Source organism: Chimaeribacter sp. YP20170169 (assembly GCF_056739715.1).
In genome coordinates this window covers 1,894,372-1,916,066 of the sequence record NZ_CP176824.1, presented here as the reverse complement: position 1 = coordinate 1,916,066, position 21,695 = coordinate 1,894,372, and the positions used below count along the sequence as shown (strand labels likewise).

At 57.9% G+C, this 21,695-nt stretch carries 19 protein-coding genes; 9 read left to right on the top strand and 10 right to left on the bottom strand.

Going from position 1 to position 21,695, the window contains the following annotated elements:
• Window positions 1-139: 139 nt before the first annotated feature.
• Entirely contained in the window at window positions 140-691 is a 552-nt protein-coding gene (locus ACK3SD_RS08520; protein WP_137763142.1) for an NAD(P)H nitroreductase, read from the bottom strand.
• A 172-nt stretch (window positions 692-863) separates the two neighbouring features.
• On the opposite strand from ACK3SD_RS08520, the gene sppA reads away from it, so the two are divergent.
• From sppA to pncA, 3 genes are all read left to right on the top strand, one after another.
• A complete protein-coding gene (gene sppA / locus ACK3SD_RS08515) occupies window positions 864-2,720 on the top strand; it encodes a signal peptide peptidase SppA (protein ID WP_137763141.1) in 1,857 nt (618 codons plus the stop codon).
• Between the two features lie 99 nt (window positions 2,721-2,819).
• Entirely contained in the window at window positions 2,820-3,836 is a 1,017-nt protein-coding gene (gene ansA, locus ACK3SD_RS08510; protein WP_137763140.1) for an asparaginase, read from the top strand.
• 60 nt (window positions 3,837-3,896) lie between these two features.
• Window positions 3,897-4,535, top strand: a complete 639-nt coding sequence (gene pncA, locus ACK3SD_RS08505; protein WP_481127453.1) for a bifunctional nicotinamidase/pyrazinamidase — start codon at window positions 3,897-3,899, stop codon at window positions 4,533-4,535.
• 30 nt (window positions 4,536-4,565) lie between these two features.
• On the opposite strand, the gene ACK3SD_RS08500 is transcribed toward pncA, so the two are convergent.
• Window positions 4,566-4,841, bottom strand: coding sequence for a YeaC family protein (locus ACK3SD_RS08500; RefSeq protein WP_137763138.1), 276 nt, complete (start codon window positions 4,839-4,841; stop codon window positions 4,566-4,568).
• 70 nt (window positions 4,842-4,911) lie between these two features.
• The gene (gene msrB / locus ACK3SD_RS08495; RefSeq protein WP_481127452.1) at window positions 4,912-5,325 is read right to left on the bottom strand and encodes a peptide-methionine (R)-S-oxide reductase MsrB; all 414 of its coding nucleotides are present in this window, start codon (window positions 5,323-5,325) and stop codon (window positions 4,912-4,914) included.
• A gap of 347 nt (window positions 5,326-5,672) precedes the next feature.
• Here msrB and gapA point away from each other — a divergent pair, with 347 nt between their 5' ends.
• Window positions 5,673-6,668 (top strand): glyceraldehyde-3-phosphate dehydrogenase, encoded by a 996-nt coding sequence (gene gapA, locus ACK3SD_RS08490; RefSeq protein ID WP_168195836.1) that lies wholly within the window; start codon window positions 5,673-5,675, stop codon window positions 6,666-6,668.
• A gap of 99 nt (window positions 6,669-6,767) precedes the next feature.
• Window positions 6,768-7,643 carry a D-hexose-6-phosphate mutarotase gene (locus ACK3SD_RS08485; RefSeq protein WP_481127451.1) on the top strand — a complete coding sequence of 292 codons (876 nt, stop codon included), beginning with the start codon at window positions 6,768-6,770 and terminating at the stop codon, window positions 7,641-7,643.
• Window positions 7,644-7,675: 32 nt separating this feature from the next.
• Here the strand turns inward: ACK3SD_RS08485 and ACK3SD_RS08480 are convergent, their stop codons facing one another.
• Both ACK3SD_RS08480 and ACK3SD_RS08475 read right to left on the bottom strand, forming a co-directional pair.
• Complete coding sequence (locus ACK3SD_RS08480) at window positions 7,676-8,521, bottom strand: aldo/keto reductase (RefSeq protein ID WP_481127450.1); 846 nt, start codon at window positions 8,519-8,521, stop codon at window positions 7,676-7,678.
• Window positions 8,522-8,609: 88 nt separating this feature from the next.
• Entirely contained in the window at window positions 8,610-9,323 is a 714-nt protein-coding gene (locus ACK3SD_RS08475) for a MipA/OmpV family protein (protein WP_481127521.1), read from the bottom strand.
• Window positions 9,324-9,941: 618 nt separating this feature from the next.
• On the opposite strand from ACK3SD_RS08475, the gene yeaG reads away from it, so the two are divergent.
• On the top strand, window positions 9,942-11,876 hold the full coding sequence (yeaG, locus tag ACK3SD_RS08470; RefSeq protein WP_137763133.1) for a protein kinase YeaG: 1,935 nt from the start codon (window positions 9,942-9,944) through the stop codon (window positions 11,874-11,876).
• A gap of 50 nt (window positions 11,877-11,926) precedes the next feature.
• Complete coding sequence (locus ACK3SD_RS08465; protein ID WP_137763132.1) at window positions 11,927-13,204, top strand: YeaH/YhbH family protein; 1,278 nt, start codon at window positions 11,927-11,929, stop codon at window positions 13,202-13,204.
• A gap of 137 nt (window positions 13,205-13,341) precedes the next feature.
• Here ACK3SD_RS08465 and ACK3SD_RS08460 read toward each other — a convergent pair whose 3' ends face one another.
• Window positions 13,342-14,109 carry a DUF481 domain-containing protein gene (locus ACK3SD_RS08460; RefSeq protein WP_137763131.1) on the bottom strand — a complete coding sequence of 256 codons (768 nt, stop codon included), beginning with the start codon at window positions 14,107-14,109 and terminating at the stop codon, window positions 13,342-13,344.
• Between the two features lie 538 nt (window positions 14,110-14,647).
• Between ACK3SD_RS08460 and katE the strand changes: the two genes are divergently transcribed.
• Together katE and ACK3SD_RS08450 are read left to right on the top strand one after the other, a co-directional pair.
• The gene (gene katE / locus ACK3SD_RS08455) at window positions 14,648-16,924 is read left to right on the top strand and encodes a catalase HPII (RefSeq protein WP_481127449.1); all 2,277 of its coding nucleotides are present in this window, start codon (window positions 14,648-14,650) and stop codon (window positions 16,922-16,924) included.
• Window positions 16,925-16,979: 55 nt separating this feature from the next.
• Complete coding sequence (locus ACK3SD_RS08450) at window positions 16,980-17,834, top strand: SDR family oxidoreductase (RefSeq protein WP_481127448.1); 855 nt, start codon at window positions 16,980-16,982, stop codon at window positions 17,832-17,834.
• 69 nt (window positions 17,835-17,903) lie between these two features.
• Here ACK3SD_RS08450 and tssE read toward each other — a convergent pair whose 3' ends face one another.
• Genes tssE through tssF form a run of 4 tightly spaced genes read right to left on the bottom strand, consistent with a single transcriptional unit; the run spans window position 17,904 to window position 21,673 of the window.
• Window positions 17,904-18,356 (bottom strand): type VI secretion system baseplate subunit TssE, encoded by a 453-nt coding sequence (gene tssE / locus ACK3SD_RS08445; protein ID WP_481127447.1) that lies wholly within the window; start codon window positions 18,354-18,356, stop codon window positions 17,904-17,906.
• Window positions 18,353-18,898, bottom strand: coding sequence for a type VI secretion system lipoprotein TssJ (tssJ, locus tag ACK3SD_RS08440; RefSeq protein WP_481127446.1), 546 nt, complete (start codon window positions 18,896-18,898; stop codon window positions 18,353-18,355). Before tssJ ends, tssE begins: the two co-directional genes overlap by 4 nt.
• Window positions 18,876-19,955 (bottom strand): type VI secretion system baseplate subunit TssG, encoded by a 1,080-nt coding sequence (gene tssG / locus ACK3SD_RS08435; protein ID WP_481127445.1) that lies wholly within the window; start codon window positions 19,953-19,955, stop codon window positions 18,876-18,878. The genes tssJ and tssG overlap by 23 nt, the downstream gene beginning before the upstream one ends.
• Entirely contained in the window at window positions 19,919-21,673 is a 1,755-nt protein-coding gene (gene tssF / locus ACK3SD_RS08430) for a type VI secretion system baseplate subunit TssF (protein ID WP_481127444.1), read from the bottom strand. The genes tssG and tssF overlap by 37 nt, the downstream gene beginning before the upstream one ends.
• Between the last annotated feature and the right edge of the window lie 22 nt (window positions 21,674-21,695).

Here is a 21,695-nt window from a genome sequence, read left to right as displayed (position 1 = left end):
GAAACAGTCTCATCTCCACTCCTTCAGGATTGAGCAATTGGCATAGGATAACGGCTGGCGGGCGGATTGGTAAGGGATGGGCAGCCCATGTGGAACGGGCCGCGCATTTTGCCAGCGGCCACACAGGCGGCCGCTGGGTTTAGAGGTAGCTGACGAACTGGCTGCTGTCCGGCGGCACCACGTGGGTCGCCGATTTGAGCTGCGGCGTGCCCAGGTAGAGGAAGCCAACAATCTCATCCTCCTCCTCACAGCCAAACGCGGCGCGCACGCCCTCATCTTCCGTCCAGGCACCGGAGCGCCAGATGCCGTTGAAGCCCTGCGCCAGCGCCGCCATCTGCATCGCCTGCACCGCACAACCGGCTGACACCACCTGCTCCCACTTCGGCACTTTCTGGCTCTCTTTACAGTGGGCCACGACCGTGATGATCATGGGTGCGCGGAACGGAGCCTGCGTCGCCTTCTCTACGCCCTTCTCATCCATTCCCTCGGCCACTGCGGCATTGTGCAGGATCTGGCTGAAGCGGTTGAGGCCGTCATTCTCGACGATCACAAAGCGCCAGGGTTGCAGGCCGCCGTGGTCTGGCGCACGCAGCCCGGCGTGGATAATGTTTTGCAGCACCTCCCCCGCCGGGGCCGGGGCCGCCAGACGTGAGGCCGAGCGGCGGTTCAACAACAGATCTAAAGCATCCATGGGTTTCTCCTGATGACCATTTGCATGTGCGCAACGTTAACATAGGTTATAAGTGTGTTACCACTGACAGCCATCCGCCCACACAGCTGCAACAGGAAGAGACGATTTAAAGCTGACTTTTTTCCGGTGGGTCATTAGGATAGCAACACTTTTTCCCCTTTTTGGAGTTCCCATGCGCACATTGTGGCGAATTATCGCCGGTTTCTTCAGGTGGACCTGGCGCCTGCTCAACTTTATTCGGGAATGCATTCTCAACCTGTTCCTGATCCTGCTGATTCTGGTGGCGGTCGGCATCTATTTCCAGTTGCAGCCCAAGCCCGCAGAGAACCTCACCAAGGGCGCGCTGCTGGTGGATCTCAGCGGCAGCGTGGTGGACAAGCCCTCGGTCAACAATAAGCTGCGCCAGTGGGGCCGCGAGCTGCTGGGGGCCTCCAGCGGGCGGTTGCAGGAGAACTCGCTGTTTGATCTGGTGGAGACCCTGCGTCAGGCCAAAACCGATCCCAATATCACTGGGCTGGTGCTCTCGCTAAATGACTTTACCGGCACCGATCAGGCCTCGCTGAACTACATTGGCAAGGCGCTGCGCGAGTTCCGCGATAGCGGCAAGCCGGTCTATGCCATCGGCGACAGCTATAACCAGACCCAGTACTACTTGGCAAGCTACGCCACCAAAATCTTCCTGTCGCCGCAGGGCACGGTCGATCTGCATGGCTTCGCCACCAATACCCTCTACTACAAGTCGTTGCTCGACAAGCTGAAGGTGAGCACCCATATCTTCCGCGTTGGCACCTATAAGTCGGCGGTAGAGCCGATGATCCGTGACGACATGTCGCCGGCGGCGCGCGAGGCGGATAGCCGTTGGGTCGGCGGATTGTGGCAGAACTACCTGAACACCGTAGCGGCCAACCGCCAGCTGACCCCGGCCCAGCTCTTCCCCGGCGCGGGCGGTGTGTTGCAGGGCCTGCAAGCGGTGAATGGCGATACCGCGCAATATGCACTGAAGAACAAGCTGGTGGATGAGCTGGCGAGCCGTGCGCAGGTCGAGCGCGAACTGACCAAAGCGTTCGGCTGGGACAAGCGCCAGAACGACATCAATGCGGTCAGCATCTATGACTACCAGCCTGCGCCGCAGCCCACCAACACCCAGCCGCAGATTGCGGTGATCTTCGCCAATGGCGCCATCATCGACGGTCAGGAAGAACCCGGCTCCGTCGGGGGCGATACCACTGCGGCCCAGATCCGTCAGGCGCGTCTGGATGACAAAATCAAGGCCATCGTGCTGCGCGTCAACAGCCCCGGCGGCAGCGTCAGCGCCTCTGAGGTGATCCGCGAGGAGCTGGCCGCCGCACGCGCCGCTGGCAAACCGGTGGTAGTGTCAATGGGCGGCATGGCGGCCTCCGGTGGCTACTGGATCTCAACGCCCGCCAACTACATCGTCGCCAGCCCGAGCACCCTGACCGGCTCCATCGGCATCTTCGGCGTGGTGAACACCTTCGAGAACTCCCTTGACGGCATTGGCGTGCACACCGACGGCGTTGCCACCTCGCCGCTGGCGGATTTGGCGGTCACCAAGGCCCTGCCGCCGGAGTTCGCGCAGATGATGCAGCTCAATATTGAGAGCGGCTACCGCACCTTCCTGGGGCTGGTGGCCACCGCGCGCAACAAGACACCCGAGCAGATTGACCAGATCGCCCAGGGCCATGTCTGGCTAGGCGTGGATGCCAAGAGCAACGGGTTGGTCGATGAGTTGGGTGACTTCGATGACGCGGTGAAGAAGGCCGCCGAACTGGCGAAATTGCCGGCCTGGCAGCTGAACTGGTTTGTTGAGGACCCGAGTTTCAGCGACCTGATCTTCTCGCAGATGAGCGCCTCGGTGCAGGCGGTACTGCCACAGGCGATGCAGGCGTGGATCCCCGCCCCGCTGACGGCACTGGCCACCGCCATGAAGCAGCAGCCGGGCCTGTTCACCACCCTGAACGACCCGCAGAACCGGTATGCCTTCTGCCTGACCTGTGGTGACGTGAAATAATCTGTCCCCCCGATGCAAGCCCGGTCATGCCGGGCTTTTTTTCGGGGCGTTGGCCCTTATACTTTGTTGGATTCCCGTAAGCGTAATTAAGACCTTCCTATGAAAAAGAAATCGATTTACGTCGCCTACACTGGCGGCACCATTGGTATGCAGCGCTCCGATCAGGGCTATGTGCCGGTTTCCGGCCACCTACAACGGCTGCTGGCCGCCATGCCGGAGTTCCACCGCCCGGAGATGCCGGATTTCACCATCCATGAGTACGCCCCGCTGATTGACTCCTCAGACATGACGCCAGAGGATTGGCAGCATATCGCCGATGACATCCGCCAGCGCTACGATGAGTATGATGGTTTTGTGATCCTGCATGGCACCGACACCATGGCCTTCACCGCCTCGGCGCTCTCCTTCATGCTGGAGAACCTCGACAAGCCCGTGATCGTCACCGGCTCGCAGATCCCGCTGGAGGCGCTGCGCTCTGACGGCCAGATCAACCTGCTTAACTCCCTCTACCTGGCGGCCAACCACCCGGTGAAAGAGGTGTGCCTGTTCTTCAACAATAAGCTCTACCGCGGCAACCGCACCACCAAGGCCCATGCCGATGGCTTTGACGCCTTCGCCTCGCCTAACCTGGCGCCGCTGCTGGAGGCTGGCATCCATATCCGCCGGCTGGCGACGCCGACCCTGCCCGCCGCCGCCGCGCCGCTGAAGGTGCACCACATCACGCCGCAGCCGATCGGCGTGGTCACCATCTATCCGGGTATCTCCGGCGAAGTGGTGAGCAACTTCCTGCGCCAGCCGGTGAAAGCGCTGATCCTGCGCTCCTACGGCGTTGGCAATGCGCCGCAGAAACCCGCGCTGCTGGATGAGTTGCGTCAGGCCTCTGAGCGCGGCATCGTGGTGGTCAACCTGACCCAGTGCATGACCGGCCGTGTTAACATGGGCGGCTACGCCACCGGCAACGCGTTGGCCCATGCTGGCGTGATCAGCGGCTTTGACATGACCGTGGAAGCGGCACTGACCAAGCTGCACTTCCTGCTGAGCCAGCCCTTCTCTCCCGAGGAGATCCGCACCCTGATGCAGCAAAACCTGCGCGGCGAGCTGACTGACGTCGTCTGATGCCCTTTGCCGGGCGCTGCCGCCCGGCCCTTTCCCCCAGCTACTCACCAAGGAGCGTTTATGAGTACCGCACTGTTGTTGATTGACCTACAGAATGATTTCTGCCCCGGCGGCGCCTTGGCCGTGCAGGAGGGTGACCAGGTGATTGCCGTCGCCAATCAGGCCATTGAGGTCTGTCGCCGACGCGGCTGGCCGGTGGTCGCCAGCCAGGATTGGCACCCGGCTTCCCACCGCAGTTTCGCCACCCACTCTGGTGAGGCGCCCGGCACGCTCGGCACGCTGGAGGGATTGCCACAAGTATGGTGGCCGGAGCACTGCATACAGGATCAGCCGGGGGCGGATTTCCATCCGGATCTCAATCTGGCGGGCATCGATCAGGTATTCCGCAAGGGGCAAAACCCGGATGTCGACAGCTACAGCGCCTTCTTTGACAATGGACGCCGCACCGAGACGGAACTGGACAGCTGGCTGAAGGGGAAAGGGATCACCACGCTGGTGGTGATGGGGCTGGCTACTGACTACTGCGTGAAGTACAGCGTACTGGACGCGCTGGCGCTCGGCTATACCACCTCACTGATCACCGAGGGGTGCCGCGGGGTCAATCTGCAACCGGATGACAGCGAGCGGGCGTTTGAGGAGATGCAGCAACAGGGCGCGCACCTGATTGCGCTGAAAAGCTTTGAGATGGGCGCGCACTGATCATGGGGGGCGCGGTGGCCGCGCGCCCTATTACTGTGGCTTAAGCGTTGCCAGCGGCGAAGTGATGCCAAACTCCTGCTTCAGCTGCTGCTTGCTCTTCATCACCAACTGGCCGTCAGTGTTGATGGTCATGTGCTGTGCATCCTGGTTGTGGCGGGCCTGATAGAGCATGACCGCCTGCAGGCTGTTCTCTTTCTGCGCCTCGGTCAGCGGTACACCATCCGGCCACTTGCCAAGCTCCACCGCCTGCACCAGACGCTGGTAAATTTCCGGGGTCATGGCAGCAATCAGATCATCTATTTCCACGCATTTATTCCTCTTTTCGGCGCACCAATGAATAATTGGCTGAATCGATTTTGTTAACCAGATGTGGCCATTAGCCTGCGGTTTTTTCGCCGCTTTCGCCATCGGTGAAGCTCAGTGACGCAGAATTGACACAGTAGCGTTCACCCGTGGGTTGTGGCCCATCGGGGAAAACATGGCCAAGGTGGGCATCACATTGCATGCAGCGGATCTCGATGCGGTGCATGTTGTGTGAATAATCATCAATATATTTAATCGAATCATCACGTACCGGCTCATAAAAACTGGGCCAACCACAGCCGGAGTCATACTTGGCATCAGAGTAAAACAGGGGCGCATTGCAGCACAAACAGTGGTAGATCCCTTCACGCTCGTTGTGCAACAACTTGCCGGTATAGGGGGCCTCAGTGCCACGCTGCTGGGTGACATAGCGCTGGATCTCACTGAGTTGGATAGGGTTTTCTGCCTGTTCGTTCTCTTTAGTCATGATGGCCCTTCTTATGCTGACGACATTGCAAATAAGATAACGTTTAATAATAACAAAAAATTAACAACCACACAGCCTATTTTGGCCTAAACTTGATGCCATAAAGGCAACGCGCACATGATGTGTGATGCCGATCACATATATGTAGGCGGGGCGGCTCTTTCCCAGGTTTTGTGTTGTCAGAAATGCAGAGAGCCGGCAAAAACCGGGGCGGGTGATAAGCGTACAATCGGAGTAGGCAGCTTTGACTTATAGCAACAATTGACACGATTCCGCTTGACGCTCGTTAAGGTTTTTGTAATTTTACAACCAACCTTTTATTCACTAACAAATAGCTGGTGGAATATATGACTATCAAAGTAGGTATCAACGGTTTTGGCCGTATCGGCCGCATTGTTTTCCGTGCTGCTCAAGAACGCTCTGACATCGAGATCGTTGCTATCAACGACCTGTTGGACGCAGAGTACATGGCTTACATGCTGAAGTATGACTCTACTCACGGTCGCTTCAACGGGACGGTAGAAGTACAGGACGGTCACCTGGTCGTTAACGGTAAAACCATCCGTTGTACCTCTGAAAAAGACCCGGCTAACCTGAAGTGGAACGAAGTCAATGTTGACGTGGTAGCAGAAGCGACCGGTATCTTCCTGACCGACGAAACTGCCCGTAAACACATCACCGCTGGCGCGAAAAAAGTGGTGCTGACTGGCCCGTCCAAAGACAACACCCCGATGTTCGTCATGGGCGTTAACCACAAAGCCTACGAAGGCCAAGACATCGTGTCCAACGCCTCTTGCACCACCAACTGCCTGGCACCGCTGGCGAAAGTCATCAACGACAACTTCGGTATCGTTGAAGCGCTGATGACCACCGTTCACGCGACCACCGCTACCCAGAAAACCGTCGATGGCCCGTCCCACAAAGACTGGCGCGGCGGCCGCGGCGCATCCCAGAACATCATCCCGTCCTCTACTGGCGCAGCCAAGGCCGTGGGTAAAGTTATCCCTGAGCTGAACGGCAAACTGACCGGTATGGCGTTCCGCGTACCGACCACTAACGTTTCCGTGGTTGACCTGACTGCCCGTCTGGAAAAACCGGCAACCTACGCTCAGATCTGTGAAGCCATCAAATCTGCTGCCGAAGGCGAGCTGAAAGGCGTGCTGGGTTACACCGAAGACGAAGTGGTTTCCACTGACTTCAACGGCGAAAAACTGACTTCCGTGTTCGACGCGAAAGCCGGTATCGCGCTGAACGACAACTTTGTGAAACTGGTTTCCTGGTACGACAACGAAACTGGCTACTCCAACAAAGTTCTGGACCTGATTGCCCACATCTCCAAATAAGTGAGCATCCAGTCAGAGTAAGAAAAGGCGACGCTAAGTCGCCTTTTTTATTGGTGTGGCCCCAGACCGGGCATGTTTTCTTGTTGAAAGGAGATGACGATGAATCAGCACATTTTTACCCTTCCCGTAATCAAACCCATTACCGCCACCCTCAGTGAGCGCCAGCTCGACCAATTGCCGGTGATCGTGGTGGATCATCCGCTGTGCCGTGCCGCCGTGGCCTTGCAGGGCGCGCACCTGCTGGCATGGCAACCGGCGGGCGAACAGCCGGTATTGTGGCTGAGCGCCAATAGCGCCTACGAGCCGGGCACCGCCATCCGTGGTGGCGTGCCAATCTGCTGGCCATGGTTTGGCCCGGCAGGCAAGCCGTCGCATGGTTTTGCGCGCAATATGCCGTGGGAGTTCACTGACCACAGCGAAACGCCAGAGGGTGTCACCCTCACCTTCACCCTGAAGGACAACCCGCAGAGCCGTGAGTTGTGGCCGCACGCCTTTACGCTGGTGGCCCGTTTCACGCTGGGTGCTACCTGCCATATCGAGCTGGAGTCCAGCGGCGATTTCACCACCACTGCCGCGCTGCACAGCTACTTTGAGATTGGCGACATTGACGCCGTCGCGGTGCGTGGTTTGGGTAACCACTACATCGACAAGGTCCGTGATGGCATCGAGGGTGAACAACAGGGCGATCTGACCTTCCCCGGCCGCGTTGATCGCGTCTACACCCAGCCGCAGGCCACCAGCCTGATCCTTGATTCAGCGTTAAACCGTGAGATTGAGGTGGAGCACCACCAGCACAGCGATGTGATCGCCTGGAACCCCGGCGCGGAGCTCTCTGCCAGCATGGCGGACATGGCAGATGACAGCTACAAGACCATGGTCTGTGTGGAGACCGGCTGCGTCAGCACGCCACAGGTGAGCAAGCCCGGCCAACCGGCGCGCCTCGCCACCACCCTGCGGGTGCGCCGTCCGGCGTAACGCATGAAAAAGGAGCCAGATGGCTCCTTTTTTTATATCACGGCCAGCGGAGCCTTGCGCTCAGGCGGCGGGAACGCCTGATTGATGGCCAGCATGTCCTCGGGCGACAGCGTCAACGCCAGCGCACGGGCATTCTGTGCCACATGTTGCGGCTGCACTGCCTTGGGTATCGCCATCACCTGCCCATTACGGATCACCCATGCCAGTGCCACCTCGGCACTGCTGACGCCATGCTCCGCCGCCAGCCGATTGAGGGTGCCCTCCTCCAGCAAACGGTGGCCCGCCTGTGCCAGCGGGCAGTAGGCCATCACCGGAAGCCCGTGCTCGCCGCACCAAGGTAGCAGGTCAAACTCAATGCCCCGCGAGGCCGCATGGTAGAGCACCTGATTGGTCTGGCACTGGTCACCGCCGGGCAAACGCCACAGCGCGTCCATCTCGTCCGTGTCCAGATTCGAGACGCCCCAGCGGGCAATCTTGCCGCTCTGTTGCAGGTTCTCCATCGCCGCAATGGTCTCCTCCAGTCTGGCACTGCCCCGCCAGTGCAACAGGTAGAGATCGATCTGATCAATCTTCAGCCGCCGCAGGCTGTTTTCACACGCCTGCACTGCCTTGTGGCCGGCGACATGGTGCGGGTAGACCTTGGAGACGATAAACGCCTCTTCGCGCCGCCCGGCGATTGCCTGCCCCACCACCTCCTCCGCCCCGCCATCGGCATACATCTCCGCCGTGTCGATCAGCGTCAGGCCCGCGTCTAGCCCTTGTTGTAGCGCGCGCACCTCGGCCGGGCGCTGCTCTGGGCGTTCGCCCATGTTCCAGGTTCCCTGCCCGATGGCTGGCAGCCGTGTCCCATCCGGGAGTGTGACATGTTTCTCCGACATTGCGCCTCCTGATACTGGTTTGTAGCGTTCAGCGTAGCAATAAAAAACGGGGCCGTAGCCCCGTTTGGTCATTTCACCAGCATTCTGGTCAGAAGGTGTAGGTCACACCCGTCCAGAGAATGCCGGTCCAAGATTTGTCCACCATCGGGCTATCTTTCACTTCATCAGAGAGGCGTACATAGCGGCCCATGGCGAAGGCGTTCCACTGCGGGGAGATCTGGTAGGTGGCCGACAGCTCAACGTAAGGCGTGAAGCTGTCATCCGGGTGGTAGCTATCCAGACCGCTGCGGCGCGACTCATCGCTGCTGACGCCGTAGTAGTAGCGGTTCTGGTTTTTGCTGTTCCAGGTGACGCCCACGGCCGGGGTCAGGCTCCAGTTCTGCTGTTTGAAGCGGTAGAGGTAGGCGACGTCGCCCACCAGCCCGTTGCTATTGTCCAGCGTGTCACCGGTGAAGAGCGTACGCAGGGTGCCCCAGTCAGCGTTATAGCTGTAACCCAAGCCGGCCATCAGCGTGGCGCGGCGCTTGTTCAGGCGCTCCATCTGGTCATTGTCGCTGTCACTTGGTGAGAAGTGCAGCGGCGAGTAGAAGGCATTGATGCTGAGCTGGTGGGTCGGGTCTTTCCACAGGTAGTACCCGGCCATCAGGCTGCGGAAGAAGAATTTATCACTCTCGTAGTTCACCACCGGCACCGGATAGACCCGGTCCTGCTCGCTACGGTATGGGTTTGGGCTGACCAGCGCGGACGCCCCCAGAGAAAAGGTATCGGCTGCCGCCAACTGGCTAAACAGTGTACCGGCCATCAGTGGCAACAAGGTTAAACGGGAAATTTTCACACTTTATCCATTAATGTTATCAATAAATCCGCCTGAATTTTATGACAAACCTAATAACAGTGCGAATATCCCTGCTCATTAAGGCACCATTTAACAAAACGCCGGTCCAAAAAAGAGTCAATGGCAAGGTCAGAATGTCATCTGACCGTCATGGAGGCGGTTTAGGCTGCTCAGCAATCAGGCACGGGGGGTGACCCCGCCGGCAGCCCTTCTGTCGTCTGGCTTAGCGCCCCGCTGACCTAAGGAGAATCCTAAAGCGTGTCTGGCAAAAGCGGATGTGACGGCCGCCACTAAACTTGATGGCCTGCAAAAATTTACTATTGAAAGAATTTCTTGATAGGTCAGCTTATTCACATAAATAAAGATAATATTCCCGCACTATCGTCTGCAAAGTAGCCATATTGCGGTCTTAATGACCATTTATTGCTGTTTTATTGCGCGGCACGCCTACTTTATCGCCTGAAAAGTCACTTGCTCTTTAGCTAATAGCCGTCCATAACAATAAGGTAAGAGTTTCATTATTTTACCCAAAAACAGAAGCTCTTAATTTTTGTTCCCAACCAAAACAACAGGACGGGCATCGCTATGAACATTTTTGACCACTACCGTCAGCGCTATGAAGCTGCCAAGGACGAAGAGTTCACACTGCAGGAATTTCTTACCATCTGCCGGCAAGATCGCAGTGCTTATGCCAACGCGGCGGAACGTTTGCTCACAGCTATCGGTGAACCAGTGATGGTGGATACCGCGCTTGAGTCACGCTTATCCCGCCTGTTTTCCAACCGTGTTATCGCACGCTACCCGGCGTTTGAAGAGTTCTATGGGATGGAAGAAGCGATTGAACAGATCGTCTCCTACCTGAAACACGCCGCGCAGGGTCTGGAAGAGAAGAAACAGATCCTCTACTTATTGGGGCCGGTGGGTGGCGGTAAATCGTCACTGGCCGAACGTTTAAAAGCGCTGATGCAACGCGTGCCTATCTATGTGCTCAGTGCCAATGGCGAGCGCAGCCCGGTGAACGACCATCCCCTGTGCCTGTTCAACCCACAGGAAGATGCCAATATCCTGGACAAAGAGTACAACATTCCTTCGCGCTACCTCGGTACCATTATGTCGCCTTGGGCGGCAAAACGGCTGCATGAGTTTGGCGGCGACATCACCAAATTTAAGGTGGTAAAAGTTTGGCCCTCGATCCTGGAGCAGATCGCCATCGCCAAAACCGAACCGGGCGATGAGAACAATCAGGACATCTCCGCGCTGGTCGGCAAGGTCGATATCCGCAAGCTGGAGAACCACGCCCAGAACGATCCTGACGCCTATGGCTACTCCGGTGCGCTGTGCCGCGCCAACCAGGGCATCATGGAGTTCGTGGAGATGTTCAAGGCGCCGATCAAGGTGCTGCACCCGCTGCTGACCGCCACCCAGGAGGGCAACTACAACGGCACCGAGGGTATTTCCGCCCTGCCGTTCAACGGCATCATCCTGGCGCACTCCAACGAATCGGAGTGGGTCACCTTCCGCAACAACAAGAACAACGAGGCGTTCCTTGACCGTGTCTACATCGTCAAGGTGCCTTACTGCCTGCGCGTGTCGGAAGAGATGAAGATCTACGACAAGCTGCTAAACCACAGTGAGTTGACCCACGCGCCTTGCGCGCCGGGCACCCTGGAAACACTGGCGCGCTTCTCCATCCTGTCGCGCCTGAAAGAGCCGGAAAACTCTAGCCTCTACTCCAAGATGCGGGTATATGACGGCGAGAGCCTGAAAGATACTGATCCGAAGGCCAAGTCTTATCAGGAGTACCGCGACTATGCCGGCGTGGATGAGGGGATGAATGGGCTTTCCACCCGCTTCGCCTTCAAAATCCTGTCGCGGGTCTTCAACTTCGACCACACCGAGGTGGCGGCCAACCCAGTGCACCTGTTCTATGTGCTGGAGCAGCAGATTGAGCGTGAGCAGTTCCCGCAAGATCAGGCTGAGAAGTATCTGGAGCACCTGAAGGGCTACCTTATCCCGAAATATGCGGAGTTCATTGGCAAAGAGATTCAGACCGCCTACCTCGAGTCCTACTCCGAGTATGGCCAGAACATCTTTGACCGCTATGTCACCTACGCTGACTTCTGGATCCAGGACCAAGAGTACCGTGACCCGGACACCGGCCAGCTGTTTGACCGTGAGTCGCTCAACGCCGAACTGGAGAAGATCGAAAAACCGGCCGGCATCAGCAACCCGAAAGATTTCCGCAATGAGATCGTTAACTTCGTCCTGCGCGCACGCGCCAATAACAATGGCCGCAACCCGAACTGGACTAGCTACGAAAAATTGCGCACGGTAATCGAGAAGAAAATGTTCTCCAATACCGAGGAGTTGCTGCCAGTCATCTCATTCAATGCCAAGACCTCGACCGATGAGCAGAAAAAACACGATGACTTTGTCGACAGAATGATGGAGAAAGGTTATACGCGCAAACAGGTTCGTTTGCTGTGTGAATGGTATCTGCGCGTCAGAAAATCGTCGTAAGCAGTTATCGCTTCATCATGGAGGGCGTGGCAACGTCGTTTGGGGGAGATATGGGATACTTTATTGACCGACGGCTGAACGGCAAGAACAAAAGCATGGTGAACCGCCAGCGCTTTTTACGTCGCTATAAGTCGCAGATCAAACAGTCGATTGCCGAGGCCATCAACAAGCGGTCGGTGACTGACGTGGAGAGTGGGGAGTCTGTCTCTATCCCCACAGATGATATCAACGAACCGATGTTCCATCAGGGACGCGGTGGCCGCCGCCACCGCGTGCACCCGGGGAACGACCACTTCGTGCAAAATGACCGTATCGAGCGCCCCCAAGGCGGCGGGGGCGGCAGCGGCAGCGGTCAGGGCAACGCCAGCCAGGATGGCGAGGGTCAGGATGAGTTTGTGTTCCAGATCTCTAAGGACGAGTACCTCGACCTGCTGTTTGAGGATCTGGCACTGCCCAACCTGAAGAAGAACCAGTACAAGCAGCTCAATGAGTTCAAGACCCACCGCTCCGGCTTTACCTCCAACGGGGTGCCAGCCAACATCAGCGTGGTGCGCTCATTGCAGAACTCGTTGGCGCGCCGCACGGCGATGACCGCTGGCAAGCGCCGCGAGCTGAAGGATCTGGAGTCCGAACTGACGGATCTGGAAAATCAGGAGCCGGTGCAGTTGCTGGAGGAGGAGCGACTGCGCAAGGCGATTGCCGAGCTGCGCCAGAAGATTGAGCGCGTACCGTTCATTGATACCTTTGATTTGCGGTACAAGAACTACGAGAAGCGCCCCGAGCCCTCCAGCCAGGCGGTGATGTTCTGCCTGATGGATGTCTCTGGCTCAATGGATCAGGCCACCAAGGATATGGCCAAGCGCTTCTACATCCTGCTCTATCTGTTCCTGAGCCGGACTTACAAAAATGTGGATGTGGTCTATATCCGTCACCACACCCAGGCGAAAGAGGTGGATGAACAGGAGTTCTTCTACTCGCAGGAGACCGGCGGCACCATTGTCTCCAGCGCGCTGAAACTGATGGATGAGGTGGTGAAGGAGCGCTACGACCCTGCCCAGTGGAATATCTATGCGGCGCAAGCGTCGGATGGGGACAACTGGGCGGATGACTCGCCGCTTTGCCATGAGTTGCTGGCGAAGAAGATCTTGCCGATGGTGCGTTATTACAGCTATATCGAAATAACCCGCCGCGCCCACCAGACCTTGTGGCGGGAATATGAGGCGTTGCAGGCCAAATTTGATAATTTTGCCATGCAACATATTCGCGAGCAGGCGGATATCTATCCGGTATTCCGCGAACTTTTCCACCGGCAGACTGCCGACAATTAATTATGCAGCCCAGCCAACGGGTTAGCAGCATAAAACCGGTGCCGATGCGCCGGTTTTTTTATTGCCGCTCTACCTGATCTACGCCCATAAAAAAACCGCCGGCGGAGGGCCAGCGGTTTTTACGCATGGGCAACCTATTACAGGTTATACACCAGTGAGATCGTGGTGGTGGTATCGGTCTTCTCAGGCGCGCTGGACGGCGGCTTGGTGTTGTAGGTGACGTTATACGCCAGCTTCAGGGCGAAGGATTTGTTGATCGCCACATTCAGCGCCGTTTCGGAGTTGAGGGTGGTCTCATCGTTCGCCAGCACGGAGAGTGCCTGGGTGAACTTGGCGTTGTCGGAGAGCTGGTAGTCATAGGTCAGCGCGCCATAGGCCAGCGCACGGGTCTGGTTGCCACCCTGCTGGTATTCGTCATGGCGCACGCCCGGGCCCACTTCCAGACGCAGGGTGTGGATCGGGCCGTTGAGCACCTGACGGCCATAGCCGAGGGTGCCGATGGAGCGGGAGCGGTAGCCGTTGTAACGATCGCTTAGCCAGCTCGCCTGACCAAACAGGTAGTTGTCCGCGGAGAGGTTGTAGCGGGTACGCGCACCTACCTGGTACTTCTCAGAGGAGCGCTCATCGTTGGACGAGGCGTTACGCGCCGAGCCCCACAGGCTGTAGGCGGTGTCCGGCTGGAACCAGGTCATGGTGGTGTCGGCACTCAGCACCGAGTTTTTGGTGTTGCCGGTCTGGGCGCTGTACCCGGCCTGCACGTTGCCTTCAAATGTCTTTTTTGCGGTGGATGGGTCATCCAGGGCAGTAAAGAGAGAGGTGTCTGCGAAACTGTTCATGCTGAACAGTGCTGCGCCGCACACCAAGGCGGTGCGTGGTAATGCACGTAAAACCCGACTGGCAATCATGTCTTCCCCAATAAATAACGCAAGGTAAAAAAATAAGCGGCAGGCCCGGCCTGCGCGGCGCTTATTTCAAGTTTTCATCAAGCAAAAGTCAATGCAGGAATATAGCGCACATTAGACCAAATACGCTAAGCCAACGATTTTTTTAGAACATTCTTAATAGTGACACACTTTGTCATGGGAATTTCGTTTAATTTTACCCTACCCGCTCTTGACTTGATTAAATAACAGCCACATTTGCCGCTTATTCTAACTTGTCGCCCCTTGGCGATATTTCCTTTACCCACAATAAAAATGGTGCCTTATTTTTTCATTGTCTCTTTTTCCACCAGATAATTTGACTTAATTCACGCTAGACTTATTGGCACGGTATCGCGCCACTGAGCGTAACCGCTGCCAGCCGGTGGTTAATGGCCTGATTTGTCCGAGAATCTGCGTTAAGTCAGCTGGGTGTCCTATAGTTAGTGATTGCATCACCTCACGCACGCATTGAAGGCAAAGATCTTCAATCAAAAAAGCTGCCCGAAAGGAGTATTGTTCAATGTCGAAAATCAAAGGTCATCATACAACCCTGAAAACCGCCTCACACCAGGCACCGGCGACCGATGGCCGCCAATCCAAGCCCGGTCTGGGTGATCTGGCCCCGGCTGACGATTCGCACCGCCCCTCGCCTGCCCCGACACCGCCCGGCAAAGAGCCGACCGCACCGGGCAGCATGAAAAGCGCGGATATCCATAACGAGAAACTGGACGCGCTGGAGGCCCACCGCAAACAGGGCGCGGGTCAGGCCCTGACCACCAATCAGGGCACCAAAATTGCCAATGACCAGAACTCCCTGCGCGCTGGCAAGCGTGGCCCAACGCTGCTGGAAGATTTCATCCTGCGCGAGAAGATCACCCACTTCGACCATGAGCGCATCCCGGAGCGCATCGTCCACGCGCGCGGCTCGGCGGCGCATGGCTACTTCCAGCCCTACAAATCAATGGCCCACGTCACCAAGGCCGCTTTCCTGCAAGATCCGCAGAAACAGACGCCGGTCTACGTGCGCTTCTCCACGGTGCAGGGTTCGCGCGGCTCTGCCGATACCGTGCGTGACATCCGCGGCTTCGCCACCAAGTTCTATACCGATGAGGGCATCTATGACCTGGTCGGCAACAACACCCCGGTGTTCTTTATCCAGGACGCCCATAAGTTCCCGGACTTCGTCCACGCGGTAAAACCTGAGCCGCACAACGAGATCCCGCAGGGTGCCAGCGCCCATGACTCCTTCTGGGACTACGTGTCGCTGCAACCGGAAACCCTACACAACGTTTTCTGGGCGATGTCCGATCGCGGCATTCCGCGCAGTTACCGCACCATGGAGGGCTTCGGCATCCACACCTTCCGCTTTATCAATGCGGAAGGTATCTCAACCTTTGTGCGCTTCCACTGGAAACCGCTGGCGGGCAAGGCGTCGCTGTTGTGGGATGAGGCGCAAAAACTGGCTGGCAAAGACAGCGATTTCCACCGCCGTGACCTGTGGGAAGCGATTGAAGCCGGCGACTACCCCGAGTATGAACTGGGCGTGCAGCTGATCCCGGAAGAGGATGAGTTCAAGTTTGACTTTGACCTGCTGGACGCCACCAAGCTGATCCCCGAGGCGCTGGTGCCGGTCGAGATCATTGGCAAAATGGTGCTGAACCGCAACCCGGACAACTTCCACGCCGAGACCGAGCAGGTGGCCTACCACCCCGGCCATGTGGTGCCGGGCATCGATTTCAGCAACGACCCACTGTTGCAGGGGCGGCTCTTCTCCTATCTCGATACCCAGATCAGCCGTCTGGGCGGGCCGAACTTCCATGAGATCCCGATCAACCGCCCCACCTGCCCCTACCACAACTTCCAGCGCGACGGCATGCACCGGATGGAGATCGACACCAACCCGGCCAACTATGAGCCGAACTCCATCAATAACAACTGGCCGCGCGAAACGCCGCCGGCGGCCTCCGGTGGCGGGTTTGAGAGCCACTATGAGCGCGTTGAGGGGCACAAGGTGCGCGAGCGCAGCGAATCCTTTGAGGATTACTACTCGCAGCCGCGCCTGTTCTGGCTGAGCCAGACGCCGATTGAGCAGGAGCACATTGTCGGTGCCTTCTCGTTTGAGCTAAGCAAGGTGGGCCGCGCCTATATCCGTGAGCGGGTGGTTGACCTGCTGGCCCGCGTCGATCTCGACCTGGCGCAACAGGTGGCCGAGAACCTTGGCTTCACCCTGCCGGAGAGCTGCCAGAACTATCCCCAGCCCCATGACGTCAATGGCCTCGACAAGGATGAGACGCTAAGCCTCTATGCCACCGGTGACGGCGTGCTGAAAGGCCGTATTGTGGCGATACTGCTAAGCGACGGTGCCCATGCCGCCGACGTGCTGGAGATGTTGCAGGCGCTGCGGGCAGAAGGGGTACACGCCAAGCTGCTGGCACGCCATATCGGCCAGGTGCTGGCGGATGACGGCTCTTCCATCCCGGTGGATGGCACCTTCAGCAACACCCCCTCCATCACGGTGGACGCCGTGCTGGTGCCGAACGGCAACATTGACTCACTGCTGTTGGATGGCGATGCCCGCCACTTCCTGTTGGAAGCATACAAGCACCTGAAAGTGATCGGCCTGAGTGGCGACGCCCGCCGCATCAAGCCGCTGCTCGGCATTGATGACGCGCAGCCTGAAGAGGGGATCATTGAGGAGGATAAAGCGGAGAGTGCGCTGTTGCAGGCCTTCCTGGACGCCATGGAGGAGCACCGCGTCTGGTCACGCAGCGCCAAGGCGGCCAGCGTCCCGGCATGACCCTATGACTATCGGGGAAGCCACGCTTCCCCTTTTCACTCAGTAAGGAGGAGATATGAGCGAACAGACCCTGCCCAAACAGCATCAGGATGAGCAACCCGGCCGCGAAGCGCCGATGGATCCACAGCCGCTGTATGATGACGCCGACTACCGTGCCGGCGATAAGCTGAAAGACAAGGTGGCGCTGGTCACCGGCGGCGACAGCGGCATTGGCCGGGCGGTGACCATCGCCTACGCCAAAGAGGGCGCGCAAGTGGCGATTGTCTATCTGGAAGAGGATGAGGATGCCAAAGAGACCCAGCGACTGGCGGCGAAGTATGGCCCTGAGCCGTTACTGATCCGCGGCGATTTGGGCGATCAGGCGTTTGCCGTGGAGTCCGTGGAGAAGACGGTGCAGGCCTTCGGCAAGCTGGACGTGCTGGTGAACATTGCCGGTGAACAGCATCCCAAAGAGCGGCCGGAAGAGATTAGCGCAGAGCAACTGGAAAAGACCTTCCGCACTAACTTCTTCTCCATGGTCTATCTGGTACAGGCGGCGCTCAAGTATCTGCCAGAGGGCAGCGCCATTATCAACACCAGCTCCATTACCGCCTTCCGCGGCAACCCCAAGCTGATTGATTACTCCTCTACCAAAGGAGCGATCACCGCCTTCACCCGCTCCCTCTCGACCAACCTGGTTGAGCGCGGTATCCGCGTTAACTCGGTGGCGCCCGGCCCCATCTGGACGCCGCTGATCCCGTCGACCTTTGACGAGGAGCATGTCTCCCAGTTTGGTGCCGAGACGCCGATGAAGCGCCCCGGCCAGCCCTCTGAACTGGCGGCGGCCTATGTCTATCTGGCATGCAAGGACTCCTCCTACGTCAGCGGCCAGACCCTCCATGTCAACGGCGGCGTGGTAATCAACGGCTAAGCCTCTCCCCGGCCCAATAAAAAAGCCCCGCTAAGCGGGGCTTTTTTATTGGCGATGTTGCGGGGTCGGTTACCACCTTGCACCCGACTGGATAAAGTGCTGCTGCTTCAAATGACGCAGCAGTACCCGGCCCTCTGGGATGAACTCCGTGCCATAGCGCACCAGACCCACGCCCTTCAACTCGGCGTCAATGGCATAGATCAGCTCGCCCGGTATGGCTTGCTCCAGCAGGAGAACGTTCAGGCCCTTCAGGCGCGGCTCATATTTCAGCAGCGTGGTGGCTAGGACATCCATCAACTGATGGGCGCTACCCGGCATCCCCTGGAGGATTTTGGTCATATCCGGCAGGCCATAATCCGGCAGGTGCTTGATGCTGCCCGCACGGGTATTCAGGATGCGCTGCATGTTGTCCAACACCGACAGGATGACCTGCTCCTGCTCACTGACCGCCTCCAGATTCAGGCCACCCGCGAAGTTACCGTAGAGCATCTCATAGAGTGAAGGCGCATGATAACTGGTCATCGCTGCGCCTCCGCCCGAAGCGTCAGGCTGTTATGCCCGGCCTCAATGACGCGTGGCTTATCGGGATCCAGTTCATCCAGTGTGAGCACCTGTTTCCAGCTGTTGGTGGCCATATCCGGATGGCGGAATAACCCAACAATCGCGACAAATGTTGTTCCCGGCTCCATCGGCATGTCCAGCAGCACATCCCCACCCGGTTTCAGCACCACATCGCGGCGCGCCAACAGGTCGCTGCCCAGTACGGTGTCCCCTTCGTTCAACAGCTGTTGATAGAGGGCCTTATCGAAAGTCTTACGATCCTGGAGCTGGTAGACCCGCACCATCACAGGTTCAGAGAGGGAGTTATTCTCGGTACTGTCGGTATTCAACGCCTCACGGGCCGTGAAATCCAGATGCAGCGTGATGATCTTCTTATAAAAAATAGACTTCACTGTCGAGGTTGTGCCCTGTGTGACACTCTGTGTCAGGCCACAGCCCGTCAGGCCAAGGATCAATGCAGGGAGCAGACAGTAAGTGGTTTTAAGCGAACTGATAGGTAACACGTCGAATTCCTTTTGTTGATGTTGCCGGCGCCAAGCCGTGGTAATGCCCAAGTTCGAAGGTAACGCGCGAGGGAAGATCGGCTGGGGTATGTTGTGCCTCCATGCCAAGCACGCCCCCCAGCCCCAGCCAGAGGTTCTCTGTGCCCAGTTGCGGTGGGGGCAGCAGATGGGTGCTGACCGTCAAGGTAATGTTGGCGATATAGCGCCAGCCCAGATAGACCCGCAGCATCGCCACCAAATCCTGAAAGAGTTGCCCATCAGGCATCCAGGCTTTCGCCTCCTGCTCACTCTCGGTATGCAGGGCAATCAGCAACTGGCTGTTGGCGTCCATCATCTCATCGCCGAGGGGGGTATTGCCGTCCAGCACTATGCCCTCCTCGGTAAACCCCAGCGGCTGCGCGATCGGCACGCGTCGCAGGGAGTGTGGGCTGACCGTCACTTCGGTCTGCGGCGCCAGAAGTTGTACCACCGCCCTGATGCCCCCCTCCGTTCTTCCTGGCAGGTGCAGTGGCCCCAGCAGGGCCAAAAAGCGGGAGAGCGGCGCGGCGACGTGCTTCTCTGTTCCGGGTATCCCCAGTCCCGCCAACCCCAGCAGCGATTGTGAAAGCGCATCCCCACCGCCGGCCTGAAAGGTCACCGGGTAGGAGTATTTACGCCAGATGCGATAGAACTGCGTCAAAATGCGATGGTTAAAAATATCCAGAAAGGCCTGTAGCGCCTCGTGCCCCTCCCGCCGCTGGCTAATGTCGTCGAGATACAGGGTGGGCAGAGGGGAGTCTACGCCATACATCCCCATAAAGGTGGTGCGGATAACCGGGGGCGTAGCATTGCCCTCGCTGTACTCCACCGCTTTCAATTCGCTGATGGGGAAACCCATGCCCGGATGTGGCGAAAAGCGCACAGGATCATCGCTGGGATGGGGGGTGCTACCCAACGGCGGCCGCTGCCGATGCTGTTTTTCCAGAATTTGGCAGAGCCGATAGAAATTGATTCGCGCCAGTTCTGCCTCAAGCCGAGGGGTCAGCCGGGGATACGGCGGTTGTGCTTCTCTGCCCATTCGAGGCGCTCTCCGGTGGGTTGAATGATAAAGATCAACTTATTAAACAGGTGGATATCCGTATAGAGGGCAAAGAAGCGGCTGAGCATTTCACCAAACAGGCAGATGTCACCAGTACCGGCAAAGCCATGGCTATCGAGGGTCACCTCTATCTGCACCCCACGCAGTAGGTATCCCTGCTCAAAGCGTTCAATTTCACTGTGCCGAACGTCCAGAATCGCCTCCAGCCGGCGGCGGTTCATCTCACTGTCACTCCACTCATACAGCGCCAACGTACCACGCAGTACGTCCGCGTTATCCAACAGTGACAGGAAGCCTGCCCCCAGGTGGCTCAATACCCGCCAGTGGAAGCGATCGCGATCGGGCGGATAGCACGGCAAGGTGGGCGGGCAGAGATTGCGCACCCAAATCTGGGCCTCGGTGGTTTTCATCAACGTATCCAGCACCGTGCTTTGCAGCGCCCGTCGGGGGAGCTGCCCGTTGGTGCCGGTCAGCGTCAGGGAGAGGCTCTCCCGTTCCGGCACGCTGTGGGAGTCAAACGCCTCACCGCCGAGGATGAGCCAGGTATCGTGCAGCCCGGATGGCCCACGGCGCACCCGGGTGTGGTAGTAGTACTCTGGTGCCTCATGGCGCATCATGCCGCCCTTATGGCGGAAACTGGAGAAAGGCACATAGGCGTGGTTGCCGGATGAGATCACCGAGTCCACAGAGTAAATCTCAGTATGCCCATCCTGTATGCGCATTGGGCGTAGCAGATATTCCGTCTGTAGTGAGTCAAGCGTCAGCGGATCTGACTCCAGTGAAAAAAGGTTAATCACCGGCGTACAGTTGAGTTGCAGCTGCTTTTCGCTGAAGGTGAAATCGTGTTCCCAGCGTTTCGTCAGCACGATGTCAATTTCAAACCATGGCAATGCTGGCGGCAGCTCCACCCGCTCAAGCCCGCGAAAGCCCGTAAACATAAATTTCTCGCGGAAGGTGAAATACTCCAGCAACAACTGATAGCCGCTGAAATTGCCGGTATCTTTTGGCCAGAGATGGTCATCTTCACTAAAACCCAAGGCGGTGAAGTACCCCTCCAGGGGTTGGCGATCCGGGATGCCCGGCAGACGCAGCCAGAGCCGGGCAACATTCATCACGAGTGCCTCATGCATGGCGCAGGCCAGCGGCGCATCCGCATTGAAATAGAGCGGCAGGTGGCTCAGATCAATGCGGCTCCAGTCAGCCAGGGGACTGCAAACAAACCGCAAGTTCACCACAGAGCGGCCATCGCCGTCAGTGGTGAGCCTGGCCCGGTCAAGGGCCAGCGGCAACACATTCACCTCCCGGGTAGTGGTATAACGGCAGCGGGTGCCCTTCTCCCCGACTGGCCGTGACAACACTTCGAACCCCTTCTCAATGTGCATCGGCTCTTTCATCTGTTGCCAATCTGGTGTGAATGCCACCACTGACATTGAAGGAATGGTGCGTAAATAGTGTGGCCACAGCAAACTGACCAATCCTTCGGTCAATTCCGGCAGGTCATCATCAAGCTTTTCACGAAGCCGCCCCATTAAAAATGCAAAGCCCTCCAACAGTCGCTCCACGTAGGGATCGCGGGCACTCGCCTTATCCAGATTCAACATGGCCGCTCTGTCCGGGTGGGCGTGGGCAAACTCTTCTCCTGCCTCAAGCAGGTAGCGCATTTCGGCGTCATAATAACGCAGCGTTAAGTCATCCATAGATATTCAATAATTAATATGT